Annotated in this window: 12 protein-coding genes and 1 tRNA gene; 6 read left to right on the top strand and 7 right to left on the bottom strand. The window is 38.2% G+C overall.

Annotated elements, in window-relative coordinates:
• Positions 1 to 14: 14 nt before the first annotated feature.
• From leuO to AC2INI_RS11905, 5 genes are all read left to right on the top strand, one after another.
• Positions 15 to 992 carry a transcriptional regulator LeuO gene (leuO, locus tag AC2INI_RS11925; RefSeq protein WP_254052621.1) on the top strand — a complete coding sequence of 326 codons (978 nt, stop codon included), beginning with the start codon at positions 15 to 17 and terminating at the stop codon, positions 990 to 992.
• Between the two features lie 241 nt (positions 993 to 1233).
• The gene (locus tag AC2INI_RS11920) at positions 1234 to 3081 is read left to right on the top strand and encodes an AMP-dependent synthetase/ligase (protein ID WP_486304909.1); all 1848 of its coding nucleotides are present in this window, start codon (positions 1234 to 1236) and stop codon (positions 3079 to 3081) included.
• A gap of 424 nt (positions 3082 to 3505) precedes the next feature.
• Positions 3506 to 5227: an acetolactate synthase 3 large subunit gene (locus AC2INI_RS11915; protein ID WP_486304908.1), complete on the top strand. Its 1722-nt coding sequence runs from the start codon at positions 3506 to 3508 to the stop codon at positions 5225 to 5227.
• Positions 5227 to 5721, top strand: coding sequence for an acetolactate synthase small subunit (gene ilvN / locus AC2INI_RS11910; protein ID WP_122033723.1), 495 nt, complete (start codon positions 5227 to 5229; stop codon positions 5719 to 5721). Before AC2INI_RS11915 ends, ilvN begins: the two co-directional genes overlap by 1 nt.
• Positions 5722 to 5838: 117 nt before the next feature.
• On the top strand, positions 5839 to 7734 hold the full coding sequence (locus AC2INI_RS11905) for a sensor domain-containing diguanylate cyclase (protein WP_122033722.1): 1896 nt from the start codon (positions 5839 to 5841) through the stop codon (positions 7732 to 7734).
• A 347-nt stretch (positions 7735 to 8081) separates the two neighbouring features.
• On the opposite strand, the gene AC2INI_RS11900 is transcribed toward AC2INI_RS11905, so the two are convergent.
• From AC2INI_RS11900 to AC2INI_RS11880, 5 genes are all read right to left on the bottom strand, one after another.
• Positions 8082 to 8744: a GntR family transcriptional regulator gene (locus tag AC2INI_RS11900; RefSeq protein ID WP_122033720.1), complete on the bottom strand. Its 663-nt coding sequence runs from the start codon at positions 8742 to 8744 to the stop codon at positions 8082 to 8084.
• Positions 8745 to 8961: 217 nt separating this feature from the next.
• Entirely contained in the window at positions 8962 to 10374 is a 1413-nt protein-coding gene (pykF, locus tag AC2INI_RS11895; protein WP_122033719.1) for a pyruvate kinase PykF, read from the bottom strand.
• A gap of 388 nt (positions 10375 to 10762) precedes the next feature.
• Positions 10763 to 11164 carry a hypothetical protein gene (locus tag AC2INI_RS11890; RefSeq protein WP_486304907.1) on the bottom strand — a complete coding sequence of 134 codons (402 nt, stop codon included), beginning with the start codon at positions 11162 to 11164 and terminating at the stop codon, positions 10763 to 10765.
• Between the two features lie 89 nt (positions 11165 to 11253).
• Positions 11254 to 12801, bottom strand: a complete 1548-nt coding sequence (locus AC2INI_RS11885) for a long-chain-fatty-acid--CoA ligase (protein ID WP_122033717.1) — start codon at positions 12799 to 12801, stop codon at positions 11254 to 11256.
• Positions 12802 to 12947: 146 nt separating this feature from the next.
• Complete coding sequence (locus AC2INI_RS11880) at positions 12948 to 13547, bottom strand: porin family protein (protein ID WP_122033716.1); 600 nt, start codon at positions 13545 to 13547, stop codon at positions 12948 to 12950.
• A 184-nt stretch (positions 13548 to 13731) separates the two neighbouring features.
• Here AC2INI_RS11880 and AC2INI_RS11875 point away from each other — a divergent pair, with 184 nt between their 5' ends.
• On the top strand, positions 13732 to 13881 hold the full coding sequence (locus AC2INI_RS11875) for a hypothetical protein (protein ID WP_122033715.1): 150 nt from the start codon (positions 13732 to 13734) through the stop codon (positions 13879 to 13881).
• A 48-nt stretch (positions 13882 to 13929) separates the two neighbouring features.
• Here AC2INI_RS11875 and AC2INI_RS11870 read toward each other — a convergent pair.
• Together AC2INI_RS11870 and rpoD are read right to left on the bottom strand one after the other, a co-directional pair.
• Positions 13930 to 14005 (bottom strand) — tRNA-Ile (locus AC2INI_RS11870).
• A gap of 152 nt (positions 14006 to 14157) precedes the next feature.
• Positions 14158 to 15999 carry an RNA polymerase sigma factor RpoD gene (gene rpoD, locus AC2INI_RS11865; RefSeq protein WP_254052620.1) on the bottom strand — a complete coding sequence of 614 codons (1842 nt, stop codon included), beginning with the start codon at positions 15997 to 15999 and terminating at the stop codon, positions 14158 to 14160.
• Between the last annotated feature and the right edge of the window lie 80 nt (positions 16000 to 16079).

The following is a 16079-nucleotide window of genomic DNA, read 5'->3' as shown; positions in this document are numbered from 1 at the left end:
GAGAGAGTCATTAAATGAATATGTCAGAACCTAGCCCTATTTCCGTACCTGTTGCAAGTTCAGAACAAGTATTACGCAGTGTTGATTTAAATTTATTAACTGTTTTTGATGCCGTAATGCAGGAGCAAAATATTACTCGTGCTGCGCAAAATTTAGGGATGTCGCAACCTGCGGTAAGTAATGCGGTTTCTCGCTTGAAAGTGATGTTCAACGACGAACTATTTATTCGTCATGGAAGAGGTATTCAGCCAACTCAGCGAGCACGTCAACTGTTTGCTCCAATGCGACAAGCTCTGCAGTTAGTGAAGAACGAGCTGCCAAGCTCTACTTTTTCTCCTGAAACATCAGCAAGACAATTTAAGCTATCCATTTGTAGTCCATCAGATATTCGTTTTGCCCCGCGCATCATGCGAGATATTCAACAAAAATCGCCATACATTAATCTGAAATTATCAGGTGAGCATGATCCAGAAATTGCTCAAAAACTACGTTATCAAGAAGTGGATTTCGTGATTGATTATGTGCGCTTTGATGAACCTGGTTATATGAGTACTGAGTTATTTACGGATGAACTTGTTGTTGTGACTTCAGTTAATCACCCTCGTATTCAAGGCGGTATTACTAAAGAGCAATTGGCAAATGAAAAACATGCAGTGCCAGCTCGTCTTGAAAATACGAAAGGATTTGCGGATCACATTTATATGGATTCACTGTATGAGCAAGCGTATAAAGGCGCAAGTATCAGTAATATCTTATATGTTGTTTCTCAATCTGAATTAATTACCGTAGCTCCAAAATGGTTGGTGAATTCTATGCCTAATCGTGATCAACTTGCGATCCTTCCATTACCGATTGAATCAAAAGGCATCAGTGGTTATTTAAGCTGGCATGATTCATACCAAAAAGACAAAGGGCATATCTGGATGAGAGATCAACTAATGCTTATTTGTGGTGAAGAAGTTGTAGCTTCAAGCAAAGGTATGATGTTTTAAAGCTATAATAAAAGTAATAAATAGAAAGGCAGCGAATTGACGCTGCCTTTTTTGTAGGTAGCTGTACGATATAAACAAAATGTAGATTTTAAATAATCAATTTGTTAATAGAGCAAGCGGAAATGAGTTTCACACAACAATACTTACATTTTATACAGAGAAATAGTTGCCTTTTTTACTGCCACTTGTACACTTTGTGCAGATTATAGCTTACAAGTGTAAGCCTAAAGGTGAATTCGAGATGACTATTCAAAACCTACATATTGTAAAAGAGATCCGCAAACATATCGCAAATAAACCCAATGCAACAGCATTACGTGAACGTAAATGTGGTGCTTGGAGTGACACTCAGTGCGCTGCATGGAGTGACATTACTTGGGGTGAATTTGGAGAGCAGATGGATACGCTATCATTAGCGCTATTGGCTCATGGGTTAAATGTGCAAGAAAAGGTGGGTATATTCTCAAATAACATGCCTCGCTGGACAATCGCTGATTTTGCTACTATGCAATTGCGTTCAGTTCCTGTACCTATCTATCCAACTAACACGCCAAAGCAAGCCGCTTATATCCTTAATGACGCGGATATCCGTATTTTATTTGTTGGTGAGCAGGCGCAATACAATGCTGCTGTGGTTATTTTTGATCAATGTCCTCAGCTGACTCATATTGTGGCATTAAGTGATGATATTGACTTAAATGATCACCAAGCGGGTATTTCTTGGAATGATTTCATTGCTAAAGCCGATGACATGCACAAAGATGAGTTGCAAGCTCGTCTAGATAGTGCACAAATGGATGACCTACTCACGTTGATTTATACCTCAGGTACAACGGGAGAGCCAAAAGGTGTGATGCTAGATTATGTTAATGTTGGTTCACAGCTAGAGGGACACAACACTAATTTGGCATTAACAGAAAAAGACGTGTCACTGTGTTTCTTACCGTTATCGCACGTATTTGAACGCGCATGGACCTTTTATGTCTTGTATAAAGGGGCGACAAACTGCTACCTACCAAATACAAACCTAATTAAAGAAGCGCTAACCGAAGTGAAACCTACGGTGATGTGTGCCGTTCCTCGTTTCTATGAAAAGATTTTCTCTACCGTACATGAAAAAGTATCTCGTGCTCCTGCGCATCGTAAAGTGATGTTTACTTGGGCGGTAAACATGGGGGCAAAAATGTCAGCATGTCACCAAGAGCAGCGTGAACCATCATGGTTACTTAAACAGTCACACAAAGTGGCTGATAAATTAGTGCTGTCAAAGCTTAGAATGATCCTCGGTGGAAATATTAATTTCATGCCATGTGGTGGCGCAAAGCTTGATGCGACTATTGGACGTTTTTTCCATGCCTTAGGTGTTAATGTAAAATTAGGTTATGGCATGACAGAAACGACAGCAACGATCTCATGCTGGGAAGATGGTAAGTTTCACCCTGACTCTATTGGCACATTAATGCCAGGTGCTGAAGTTAAGATTGGTGAAAGCAGCGAAATCCTTGTACGTGGTCCAATGGTTATGAAAGGCTACTACAATAAACCGGAAGAAACGGCATTGAACTTTACAGAAGATGGTTTCTTAAAAACAGGTGATGCTGGTGAGTTTGATGCAGAAGGTAACTTATATATTACCGACCGCATTAAAGAGTTAATGAAAACCTCTGGTGGTAAATACATCGCTCCACAAGTTATTGAAGGCGCTATCGGTAAAGACCATTTTATTGAGCAGATTGCTGTCATTGCAGATACTCGTAAATTCGTATCAGCACTTATCGTACCTTGTTACGATGCGCTAGAAGAGTATGCGAAAGAGTTGAACATTGCTTATCATGACCGTATGGAGTTGGTGAAAAACAGCGAAATCGTTGAGATGCTTGAGAAGCGTGTTGCTAATCTGCAAAAAGAACTCGCTCGTTTTGAACAAGTTAAAAAATTCACTTTATTGTCTAAAGAGTTTTCGATGGATAAAGGCGAATTAACACCAACACAAAAATTACGTCGTAAAGTGATCAATGAGCGTTACCAAGACGAGATTGAAGAGATGTATGACGATAAAAAAGAAACAAAAGAGAAAAAAGATAAATAATCATACGTTTCTATTTTTTTAAATAAGCAGAAAACCAGTCTTTTATAGGCTGGTTTTTTTATGCCTTTAAAGTGAGATCTAAAACACCTAATTAGGTTCTGTCTAACAATTTATTATCTTTCATTATTTGACTAATGTTAGCTTTTAATTCTTTATTTGTTATTCGAAATGAGAGTAAATCACTACTTCATCTTTTAAGGTTGAACATATTATCGGTTTCAATAAATAGCCTCTAGACCAAAGTGCTAATAAAAGGTTAAAGTTGTTTCGTGATGTTGGTTTTTGTTACTAATGACGAGCATCTACATAGGATTTTAATCTGATTAATGTCGGTTTAGGCTAAAAATAAGCCCTAACTATGTAAACCACTAATTTAGCGATAATTCATTTCGTTAATTTAAAGGTTTTATGTCTGGAGATAAATATGGAAATGTTATCTGGCGCAGAGATGATTGTACAATCTCTGATTGATGAAGGTGTTGAACACATATTTGGCTACCCTGGTGGCTCTGTGTTGGATATTTATGATGCACTACACATGAAAGCTGATGATATTCAGCATGTGCTAGTAAGGCATGAACAAGCGGCAACACATATGGCTGATGGATTTGCTCGAGCAACAGGTAAACCGGGTGTGGTTCTTGTTTGTTCAGGCCCTGGAGCAACAAATACAATTACTGGAATAGCAACAGCCTATATGGATTCTATCCCTATGATTGTGCTTTCTGGAAACGTACCAAACAGCATGATAGGCACTGATGCTTTTCAAGAGTGTGACATGGTAGGTGTTTCTCGCCCGATAGTTAAACATAGCTTTTTAGTTAGAAAAGCCGAAGACATTCCTGAAATTATAAAAAAAGCATTTTATATCGCATCCACAGGTCGTCCTGGACCTGTTGTTATTGATATCCCAAAGGATGTCATGAGTCCTGCGTTTAAATTCCCTTATCAATATCCTACGTCGATGTCATTGCGGTCGTATAATCCAACGACAACAGGGCATAAAGGTCAGATTAAAAAAGGCCTTAAAACTCTTTTGGCTGCAAAAAAACCAGTTCTTTATATTGGTGGTGGAGCTGTTATCTCATCAGCCGAGCAACACGTTATTAAATTAGCTGAATCACTTAATTTACCTGTAGTCAGTACGCTTATGGGCTTAGGTGCTTTTCCTGGTACCCATAAAAATGCATTAGGTATGTTAGGGATGCATGGTACTTATGAAGCTAATATGGCGATGCATAATGCCGATCTTATTTTTGGTGTTGGTGTTCGTTTTGATGATCGTACCACCAACAACCTAGATAAATACTGCCCAGATGCGACCATCATGCATATTGATATTGACCCATCATCAATATCTAAAAATGTACGAGTTGATGTGCCTATTGTAGGTTCTGCGGAAATTGTTTTGGAATCAATGCTTAAGTTGCTTTCTGAGCAAGGTGATTGCAATGATAAAGCGGCTTTAGATGCATGGTGGAAAGATATTTCAGTGTGGCAGGATCGTAAGTGTCTATCTTATGAAACATCTCCTGATCGAATTAAGCCTCAGCAAGTCATTGAAACTCTTCATCGACTAACCAATGGTGATGCTTATGTTGCCTCTGATGTAGGTCAGCACCAAATGTTTGCGGCATTGTATTATCCGTTTAATAAACCGCGACGTTGGATTAACTCTGGTGGCCTTGGCACCATGGGCTTTGGTTTACCAGCAGCACTTGGCGTGAAGTTTACTCACCCTGATGAGGTTGTTGTTTGTGTTACTGGTGATGGCAGTATTCAAATGAATATTCAAGAGCTATCAACTGCTCTACAATATGATATCCCAGTTAAAATTATCAACCTGAATAACCGTTTTTTGGGAATGGTTAAGCAGTGGCAAGATATTATTTATCAAGGCCGCCACTCTAATTCCTATATGACGTCAGTGCCTGATTTTGCCGCGATTGCAGAAGCTTATGGGCATGTAGGTATTCGAATCAATCATCCTGACGAATTAGAGGCTGGATTAGAAAAAGCACTATCATTAACAGACCGTTTGGTTTTTGTTGATATTAATGTTGATGAAACAGAGCACGTTTACCCTATGCAGATCAAAGGGGAAGCAATGGATAAAATGTGGCTAAGTAAAACGGAGAGAACCTAATGAGACATATTATTTCACTATTAATAGAGAATGAATCAGGTTCATTATCTCGTGTGGTTGGCTTGTTCTCTCAACGTGGTTACAATATTGAATCGCTAACGGTATCACCAACAGAAGATCCAACGCTTTCTCGTTTAAATATTACAACGGCGAGTGATGCGATGGAACTTGAGCAGATCCAGAAGCAGTTGCATAAATTAATTGATGTCATTAAAGTTCAAGAAGTTACTGAGACAGAGCATGTTGAACGTGAATTGCTATTGATTAAAGTGAAAGCAAGTGGCTTTGCAAGAGCAGAAGTAAAACGTACGGCTGATATTTTCCGAGGCCAGATAGTTGATGTAACAAGCTCACTATATACGATTCAGCTAGCAGGTACTTCTGAAAAACTTGACGCGTTTATTACAGCGGTAGCAGAAGTGACTGAAGTCGTGGAAGTGGCGAGAAGTGGTGTTGTTGGTATCGCTCGAGGAGAAAAATCCTTAAGAGTGTAGAGCATCATATTGTCTAAGCTATTTATTTAATAAAGCCTTCTTTTTATAAAGAGGGCTTTATTGTTTGTTATATAAATTAAATATAGAATGACTATCCGCAAATTGAAGAGGGAATATATGCGCCATAAAAAACTTAAAATAGTTGTTTATTCAATATGCGTATATCTATTTTTTTCTATCATAGCCTCACTGTATTTTTATAATGACTTTCAAAAAAGAAAAGCAGTTGTTGTAGAGAAAATTCAAAATGAATCGACTCAACAATTAGCTTATACCCATAATGAATTTAATGAGCTTTCAAATCGTATTGCGAATACATTAGATCTTGTCTCTAAAAGCCGCCCTTTATATGACTACTTTTTATACCCCTCTGTGCGAGTTCAGCTAGCTGTTGAATTTTCTTGGCTGCGCCTTATGCAAGCAGAAAAATTCTTTTCGAAATTGGAATTAGTTGATGAGAGTGGGGAGAGTTTATTTCTGTTTACTTATGACGCTAAAACAGGGAAAGCGACAAAACGAATTACGAATGAGAGCTCAATTAACGATCTACTTCTAGAGAGGTTGGCAACATTACCAGAAGGTCACATTTTTTCGGAAGGTGTTGTGCTTAATCGTAAATTGGCTAATTCAGGTGTTTATAAGCCAATGATGCAGATCTTTATTCCTATTGATGTTGTTGGTTTAAGAAAAGGCTATGTATTAGCAGAGTTGAGTGACGCTAGTATTGTTAATGTTGTGAAGTTTTCACCAACGCTTAGTATTTCACCTTCGATGATTAACCAAGATGGATACTATCTTCTAACTGATAAATCAGAAGAAGTATTTGGTCATTTAGTTAATGGTCGAGCGGATAAAACACTCAAGGCAGAAGAGCCTGAACTGTGGAGTATTATGTCTGAAATGCAGGTAGGAAGTACTTATCTAAATGGCAATATTTACTCTTTTTATCGTTTCTCAATTGATAAAAGTGAACCGAATAAAGATGCTTATTTTTTATTATGTTATCCGGCTTCAGAACTTGATGTGTTCTTTTATAACCTGCAAATAGAGGTTGTTGAAGAGGCTATGATTATTTTTCTTTTGCTAGGGCTAATCGTTATTCCTTTTGGAATATTATTAACGCTATGGGATCGATCAAACTTAGAGAGCCAACTTGCGAAATCGGCATTGGAAGGAATGTCAGCCGTTGTTATTACAGATAAACACCAGCGAATTATTAAAGTAAATACCGCATTCACTTCAATTTGTGGTTATACATCAGCCGATGCAATAGGGAAAAGTACGTTTGATGTATTAGCATCAAATTGTGAACAATCGCAAAAAAGATTGAATAATTGGAAACAAGTTGAAGAGTTAGGTGCTTGGCAAGGTGAAATCGATGTATTAAGTAAGGCTCAAGAAGAATTAAGTTTACTAGTTAGAATTCAATCGGTTAAGAATAAGCGTAAAGATATTCAATATTATATTATCTCTTATATCGATATTACTCAGCGAAAATTATTAGAAAAAGAGTTGCGCTATTTAAGTGAAAAAGATTCGCTGTCAGATTGCTGGAATAGACGAAAATTTGAGTTTGAATTAGAGAACCAAACGTTACTGACTAAGCGTTATTACCCTGTACATCAATGCTGTTTAGTTATTTTTGATATTGATTTTTTTAAACGAATTAATGACAGCAAAGGCCATGACGTTGGTGATGAAGTTATTAAATTAGTTGCATCTGTTTTGAAAGGAGGGAGCAGAGATACCGATTTTGTTGCTCGTATTGGTGGTGAGGAGTTTGCTATTATTATGCCTCATACTGAGTTGAAAGATGCAGAAATGGTAGTCAATAGACTTCGTGTTGCGGTATCTCAAATAGAAAAATATCAAGTGACGGTTAGCGGCGGCTTAACGGATATCGGTATTTCTACCGATCATGCGTATAAATGTGCGGATCTTGCTTTGTATGAATCAAAAGCTAATGGTCGTAATACGATCTCAATATGCACCAGTTTGGAAGATTTAGCCTAATTAGTTATTGGCTTCTCATTAGACTAAAGTAGAAGCTTAGCTATACTTACTCTTATTGATAAATAAGCCTATAGTAGGATGCTATACGTTAGTAGGGAGTAAGCGAATGGGCTGAGGATAGTACGAGGTCTTTATGTTTACTGATTTTTTAGTAAGACTAACAGTAGGTAGCCTGGCTATTTTAGGATTTCAACTGAGTGCGATTTATTTTTTATTAATGGTATTACTGATAGGTACTCATAATAAAGAGTTTTTTGGTTGGTAATCGCCGAGTCGTAAATAGATATAGCATAAAACAAAAAACCAGACGATAGTGTCTGGTTTTCTATTTTAGTCATAAATGAATGTTAGGCTTCAAATGAGCCCGATAGTAAATCCATTGTAGTGACATAGTGCTTTTCTAGTAATTCAATCGCTTGCTCTTCATTGCGAGCTAATGCCAGTTTCATAATGCTTTCATGTTCTTTTAGGAAATCAGTATATTCTTTACACGCTTCATTATAATTACTTTGAAGATGGTGATAGCGTTTAATTTGGTTTGTTAACTCTTGGTGGAATTGGTGCATAATTGGCGCATTAGCCCCTTCAAGAAGGGTACTATGAAATGCTGAATATCGTTCTTCCCATTCAAGCATAACTTCTAATGACGGTTCAGTTAGATTTACTTTGCTTAATTTATGGAAGGTAGTTAGAACACTTAGCTCCCATGCTTCATTGCCATTTTTGATGGCTTTTGACAGTAAAACCTTACCAATAACAGATAAACCTTCGAATAATTCTTTTAGTTCTTCTGATGAAATAGCAGCAACCCAGCAGCCTTTTTGAGGTTGAAGTTTTACATATTTATTCCAAGATAACTGAACAAGTGCTTCGCGAATTGGAGATGCGCCAACGCTGTAACGTTCTTTTAGTTCGGCAACAACCAATTTTTGACCTGGGTGCAGATCACCATTAAGAATATCTTGGTGAATCATTTTTGATACTTTATCTGTAAGGGTTGGGCTAGACACTTCGCTACTCTCTTTAATAAATCTTGATTGCAATGAATGATGTCAACTTGGCTTATAAATATATTAGATACCAAGAATGATATATACCATCTGCAGTTCTGTTAATGATTTCGAGTATAACGTATCGTATCTTTACTGCCAATAAAATTTCATAAAAAAAGAGGGCCTAAGCCCTCTTTTATTGAATGTCGTATAACCGATTATAAATTCAGATGAATTATAATACGTGTACCGATGCTGTGTTTGTTGTGCCTGATGGTACTAGAGCACCAGAAACCATAACAACGATGTCGCCTTTAGCGCCAATACCAGACTCAAGAGCTAGCTCTTTACCGCGTAGGTAGAATGCGTCAGTGCTATCGATAGCATCAACAACCATTGGAGTAACACCTTTAGAAAGACAAAGCTGTGCAGCTGTCTTAGTATTAGTAGTTACAGCGATGATTTTAGCTGTTGGGAAGTACTTACGAATAGAACGAGCAGATTTACCAGCTTCAGTTGCTACAACGATTACAGGAGCGTTTAGTTTCTCAGCTGTATCAACAGCGCCTTTACATACCGCTTCAGTGATACGTAGACGTGGGCTGTCTAGACGAGAACCTAGCTCTGCTTTAAGAGCTCTATCTGTACGAGCACAGATTTGAGCCATGATAGTTACTGCTTCAACAGGGTATTTACCTTTAGCCGATTCACCAGAAAGCATTACTGCATCTGTACCATCCATGATTGCGTTAGCAACATCACCCGCTTCTGCGCGTGTTGGACGTGGGTTTTTGATCATAGAATCAAGCATTTGAGTTGCAGTGATTACAACTTTACGTGCGCGGTTACATTTCTCGATCATCATCTTCTGAGCGAAGATTACTTCTTCAACTGGGATTTCAACACCAAGATCGCCACGAGCAACCATGATACCGTCAGAAGCTTCTAGGATTGAATCGAAGTTATCAACACCTTCTTGGTTTTCAATCTTAGAGATGATTTGAATGTTCTCGCCGCCATTAGCAACAAGTAGTTCACGGATTTCTTTAACATCTTCTTCTTTACGGATGAAAGAAGCTGCAACGAAATCAACGCCTTGCTCACAACCAAACTTAAGGTCAGCTTTATCTTTTTCAGAAAGAGCTGGAAGCTTAACTGAAACGCCAGGAAGGTTAACACCTTTGTTTTCGCCTAGGTCACCGTTGTTAAGAACTTTACACTTAACTTCAGTTTCAGTTGTTGCAACAACTTCCATTTCGATTAGGCCATCATCAACAAGGATAGTGTTACCAACTTCAAGGTCTTTAGCAAAACCTGGGTAAGTAACAGCAACAACGTCTTTGTTACCAATAACTGAAATATCAGTTGTAAATGTGAAGTCTTGACCAGCAACTAGAGCAACGTCATCGCCGTTTTCTAGTTTGATAGTACGGATTTCAGGACCCTTAGTATCAAGAAGGATAGCAAGTTGCTTATCTGTGTTCTTCATTACTTGACGAAGATTATCGATACGGTTGCCGTGCTCTGCGAAATCGCCGTGTGAGAAGTTAAGGCGCATTACGTTCATGCCAGCATTTGCAAGTTCAGTTAGTTTTTCTACTGACTCAGTTTTTGGGCCAATCGTACAAACGATTTTGGTCTTTTTCATGTGAGAAATCTCTCCAGATGAGTATATTTAAAATGATAAACGCAGTAATGCTCAGCCTAAATGGGATGAAGTGTTGAAATATAACAACAGTTTTATCTTCAAAATCTTTATGGCTAAGCATATAAATTTAATAATTACCTGTAGTTTAGACTGAAAAGAGTAATGGATTATTGATTCAGGTAAACAATTTGCACTTTAATCACAATATTAAAAACAAATTTACATTACTCAACATCGTTTCAGTCGGATCTTTTTTGTAAGTTTCTATCGCTTTTGGTGGCAAATTCTAACAGTAAAACTGATGAAGATCACTTTCTTGTTGTGATGATATTTACTAAATGTTTATTTTGTTACTCGAAATAAAAAAGGCACTTAAAGTGCCTTTATATTATTGATTTTCAATTGCTTGATATGCTTTAAGTTTTTGCATTCCTTTGGCCAGTTTTATAAACCAAGTACCAATAGCAAGTAATGAAATGACAGCGCCGATAACCGGTATAGCTGAATAGATTTTATCAAGAATAGAGCTGTGGACCCAATACTCTAAACCTGCAACCATGCCGCTCATCGTTGCGGCTGTAACACCAAGGACGACGAAAAAAGTAAGAAATAGAAAGAAACTTTTGATGATCGCATAGTAGTGGCTATCGACAACTTCATCATTTGTGCCTTTATTCATCTGATAGCCTGCAAAAATAATGGCTATGATGCCTGATAGCATTAAAGTTAAGGGGGTAAGTAGGCTAGCAATATAGGCAAACCAAATGCCTTTATTTGTTTTGTTTGACATAGTAGGTATCCATCAGGGAGTGATACGCAAGTATATACCTATTTTTTATATGGGAATATACCTGCAATTATAGAAGGTAGACTCTACCTTTATGCTTTTAGCATTCGCTTTAAAATTTTGCCTGTTGCTGTCATTGGTAATGCTTCTACAATATCGAGATGTTTAGGGCACTTATAATCAGCGAGGTGTTGTTTACTCCATTTAATCAGTTCTTTTTCTGAAATAGAATGGCCTTCTTTAAGAATAATAAAGGCTTTTACTTCTTCACCAAAACGCGGATGCTCAACACCAATGACAGCAACTAAATGTACTGAAGGGTGTTTCATATATACTTCTTCTACTTCACGTGGATAGACATTATAGCCGCCACTAATGATCAGTTCTTTTAAGCGATCAACGACATAGATATAACCCTCCTCGTCGAAGCGAACAATATCGCCCGTATGAAGCCAACCATCTACAATTGTTTTTGCGGTCTCTTGTGGTTTTTTGTAATAGCCTTTCATTACGTTATGGCCACGAATTACAAGCTCACCTTCTTGTCCTGTTGGTAGTTCATGCCCATTTTTGTCTACCACTTTCATGGTGACACCTGGTAAAGGCTGCCCAATGCTTCCTGGCTTTCTTTCAAACTCTAAATGGTTGAATGCGGCGACAGGGGATGATTCAGATAATCCATAGCCCTCAATAACCGGTACTTGAAGTTTTTCTTCGAATTGTTTTAGCACTTCAACTGGCATTGATGCACCACCTGAAATAGCGACTTTAAGATTTTTTGCGATCTCTTTTAGGTGCTCTCCTGGATGCTTTTCAGCATAAGCCAGTAAACCAATGAACATGGTTGGAACACCCGCAAGATGAGTCACTTTGTGTTCATAAACTTGTTGAAGAACGGTTTTTGGTACGAATCGAGAAATAAGAACGAGCGCACTACCAGCAAGAATCGAAGTGTTCATGATCAGAGATTGACCGAAGGTATGAAATAGCGGAAGTATCGCAATACTCACGTCAGTCCCTTTTTGATTCGTCAATGACTGACATGCTTGTGCGTTACACAGCATGTTACTTTGACTTAATTCAGCCCCTTTGGCTGCACCAGTAGTCCCTGAGGTATATAGAATGACACAACTATCTTCTGCTGAACGATAGACTGTTTCAAAAGACTTTCTTCCGCTTTCTAACCATTGGTTAAATGAGTGAGCGACGGCTGCTTCTTGAGAGTTTGGTGTTGTTTCAATTAGGATGAAGTGTTCACAAAAGTCCGCTTTACTGTAGCCCTCATAGCCAAACTGACCGATAGGCATTGCATCCGAACCTTGGTATGAAATCAGGGCTACCGCATCAGAATCTTTTAGGTGATAAGCAACTTCTTCACCTTTTAGCATTACATTCAGAGGAACAACGATAGCTCCAATTTTTTGAATGGCATAATAAGCAATAACAAATTCAGGCGTGTTAGGACAAGATAGAGCAATTTTCTCATCAGGTTTTATATTGAGTTGACTCAAGTGATCAGCAATGGCGTTTACTTTTTGATTTAATTCTTGGTAAGTAATTTTCTGATCTTGAAAGATGAGGGCAATATTATTAGGACGAAAAGTTGCGTTACGCTCAAGATTATTGGCTAAATTATACATAGATAACCTTTATTTTTTTATTAGTTAGTGTTGGATACAAGGGGAGTGTATATCAAGAAAGATATAAAAGCTGAGAGGAAAAAAAGATTTTACTCATTTATTAAGAATAAGAGCAAAGGTTGGGGTACCAATGCTCTGTTTAGTCATTAAAATTTATAAGAAGCACCAAGGTATAAAGAGTCTAAGGCGTAGAGATTGGTTTCTGAGTAAAACCCATTCGTTGACTCATATTCAACTGCATACATATCCACTTCATAGGCTGCTCGAATTTGAACCCCGCTTAATGCTTTTGGTGTGTATTCAACACCGAACCCAACCTTAAAAGCGGCTCCGTTATCGTCGGTTAACTGTTCTTCATTTTGATTTAAATCTAAACTCGACATACCAACTAAGCCAAAAGGTCTAAGGCCATTTCCAAAGGTGTAACCTAAATTGGCAGCTAAGGAAATAGAGGTAGGTTTCATTGAATAACTACCCACTTTTGCTTTGGCTGTGCCATAGTCGGTATATGTTCCTTCAATACCAACAATTTTATTGAATTGATAGCCGAGATAAATTTTTGTTGAGTTGCCATCAGCTTCTGCTGAGAGAAGGTTATTATTATTGTCATTCCAAGAGTCTTCCTCTGAGTAACCAAATGTTCCGAAACCTGCCCCAACATAAAAGCCGCTAACCTTAGGTTGATCGTTAGCAAGAGCATAGAAAGAGGTGCTAGAGATAAGAAGGGGTAAAAGTAGTCGTTTCATTGATAGCTCCATGATCAAAATAATTATCAATTAGTATAGGTAGCTTTATTTAATATCCCAATTATTAATGCTTTTTTGTGATCCATTGATAGTGCAATTGGTTCTTTGATAGTGCTATTCGCTATTTTTCATTGCGCGATAGATCCTGAATAATAGTATTCGAATAATTTCTAGGATGGAGTATATGAATAAAAAAGGACTGTTAGCGATTGTTATTGCATTAATTATTGCTGCCGTATGTACTTCAGGGTTGATGAGGGCGGCAATAGAGCTATCTATATTTTTACTTCTGATTGGGTACTTACTAATCATCAAGAAAAAAAAGATAAATTAAAAAGCAAAAAGGCTGATAAGTAAAAATACTTATCAGCCTTTTCTAATTTGGTGGCCCCTCCCAGATTTGAACTGGGGACCGAACGATTATGAGTCGTGCGCTCTAACCACTGAGCTAAGGGGCCGTTGTAGGTGGTGATTATAGGGGAAGATGAAAACAGTGTCTAGCCATAAGGCGTTTGCTTTTTAATCACTTGATTGAAAATATGCATCTAGATCGAAAAAAGGTGAGCCTAAGCTCACCTTTTTGATTCTATTAACAAATAATTATGTTTAATTATTCGTCTAAGAAGCTACGTAATACTTCCGAACGACTTGGGTGACGCAATTTACGAAGTGCTTTCGCTTCGATTTGACGAATACGCTCACGCGTTACATCAAACTGCTTACCTACTTCTTCAAGAGTATGGTCGGTATTCATATCGATACCAAAACGCATACGAAGTACTTTTGCTTCTCGAGGAGTTAGGCCTGCAAGAACGTCGTTAGTTGCAAATTTCAAGCTTGTTGAAGTTGCAGAATCAACAGGAAGTTCAAGGGTATTATCCTCGATGAAATCACCTAGGTGCGAATCTTCATCATCACCGATTGGTGTTTCCATTGAAATAGGCTCTTTAGCGATTTTCAGAACCTTACGGATCTTGTCTTCAGGCATTTGCATGCGCTCAGCAAGTTCTTCTGGTAATGGCTCACGGCCCATTTCTTGTAGCATTTGACGCGAAATACGATTCAGTTTGTTGATCGTTTCGATCATGTGAACTGGAATACGGATTGTACGTGCTTGGTCGGCAATTGAACGAGTGATCGCTTGACGGATCCACCATGTCGCATAAGTAGAGAATTTGTAACCACGACGGTATTCAAATTTATCTACAGCCTTCATCAGACCGATGTTACCTTCTTGAATAAGATCCAAGAATTGTAGACCACGGTTTGTGTATTTTTTAGCAATAGAGATAACAAGACGTAAGTTCGCTTCAACCATTTCTTTTTTCGCACGACGAGCTTTTGCTTCACCGATAGACATGCGACGGCTGATGTCTTTGATATTTAGAACTGGTAATCCAGTTTCTTTCTCAATGCTGTCAATTTTCTTAATTGAACGGCGAATATCTTCTTCGTAACGCTTTAGACGCTCCACGTATGGTTTGTCAGATGCGATGATTTCGTTGAACCATTCGTCAGAAGATTCATTACCAGAGAAAAGAGAAATGAATGATTTCTTAGGCATTTTTCCGTATTCAACACACATACGCATAATTAAACGTTCTTGTGTACGAACACGATCCATGCTGCCGCGCATTTCACGAACTAGGTAATCAAACTGTTTAGGGATCAGTTTAAATTCACGGAATACATCCGTTAACTCGCCAATCGCTACGCGTGCTTTTGCGTTATCACGACCATGTTCTTCAAAAGCAAGTTGCATGTTGTGGTAAGACGTACGAAGTTCTGTGAATTTCTCCAAAGCAAGCTCTGGGTCAATACCTACATCTTCTTCTTCCTCGTCTTCATCATCTTCAGCTTCTTTATCTTCGTCTTCAAGATCAGATTCACTCAGTTCAGAACCGATGTGAGTTGCTGTTGGTGCTGCTGAACCATCATCATTAGGATCAACAAAACCAGAAATGATGTCAGTAAGTCGAATCTCTTCGGCTTGAACTTTATCAAACTGTTCTAATAAGTATGAAATTGCGCCAGGGAATTCAGCAACTGAACACTGAACTTCATTAATGCCTTCTTCAATACGTTTAGCGATGTCGATTTCGCCTTCACGAGTAAGAAGTTCAACAGTACCCATTTCACGCATGTACATGCGAACAGGATCCGTTGTACGGCCAATTTCACTTTCTACACTTGATAGTGCGGCTGCAGCTGCTTCTGCTGCATCTTCATCAGTTACGGCATCATCATCATTCAATGACATATCATCGGCATCAGGTGCGGTTTCTACCACTTTGATGCCCATGTCATTGATCATTTGAATAATATCTTCAACCTGCTCAGAATCTACAATTTCTTCTGGTAGGTGATCGTTAACTTCTGCGTAGGTCAGATAGCCTTGTTCCTTGCCTTTGATTACAAGTAATTTTAGCTGTGACTGCGGATTTTGATCCATAGACGGTATCCTACTTCTGGTCTGTGTGAAGGAATTAGTATGCGAAATGCAAACCATTAATAATAACAAATTTATGTGTT

It is taken from the genome of Aliivibrio friggae, from assembly GCF_057368515.1.
Note: the sequence above shows the minus strand (reverse complement) of the source record. Positions and strands in the feature narration are given on the sequence as shown.

Bases quoted from the DNA above. Each gene is read 5' to 3' on its own strand.
- leuO (WP_254052621.1), top strand. From the start codon at position 15: ATGAATATGTCAGAACCTAGCCCTATTTCCGTACCTGTTGCAAGTTCA.
- AC2INI_RS11920 (WP_486304909.1), top strand. From the start codon at position 1,234: ATGACTATTCAAAACCTACATATTGTAAAAGAGATCCGCAAACATATC.
- AC2INI_RS11915 (WP_486304908.1), top strand. From the start codon at position 3,506: ATGGAAATGTTATCTGGCGCAGAGATGATTGTACAATCTCTGATTGAT.
- ilvN (WP_122033723.1), top strand. From the start codon at position 5,227: ATGAGACATATTATTTCACTATTAATAGAGAATGAATCAGGTTCATTA.
- AC2INI_RS11905 (WP_122033722.1), top strand. From the start codon at position 5,839: ATGCGCCATAAAAAACTTAAAATAGTTGTTTATTCAATATGCGTATAT.
- pykF (WP_122033719.1), bottom strand. From the start codon at position 10,374: ATGAAAAAGACCAAAATCGTTTGTACGATTGGCCCAAAAACTGAGTCA.
- AC2INI_RS11890 (WP_486304907.1), bottom strand. From the start codon at position 11,164: ATGTCAAACAAAACAAATAAAGGCATTTGGTTTGCCTATATTGCTAGC.
- AC2INI_RS11885 (WP_122033717.1), bottom strand. From the start codon at position 12,801: ATGTATAATTTAGCCAATAATCTTGAGCGTAACGCAACTTTTCGTCCT.
- AC2INI_RS11880 (WP_122033716.1), bottom strand. From the start codon at position 13,547: ATGAAACGACTACTTTTACCCCTTCTTATCTCTAGCACCTCTTTCTAT.
- AC2INI_RS11875 (WP_122033715.1), top strand. From the start codon at position 13,732: ATGAATAAAAAAGGACTGTTAGCGATTGTTATTGCATTAATTATTGCT.
- rpoD (WP_254052620.1), bottom strand. From the start codon at position 15,999: ATGGATCAAAATCCGCAGTCACAGCTAAAATTACTTGTAATCAAAGGC.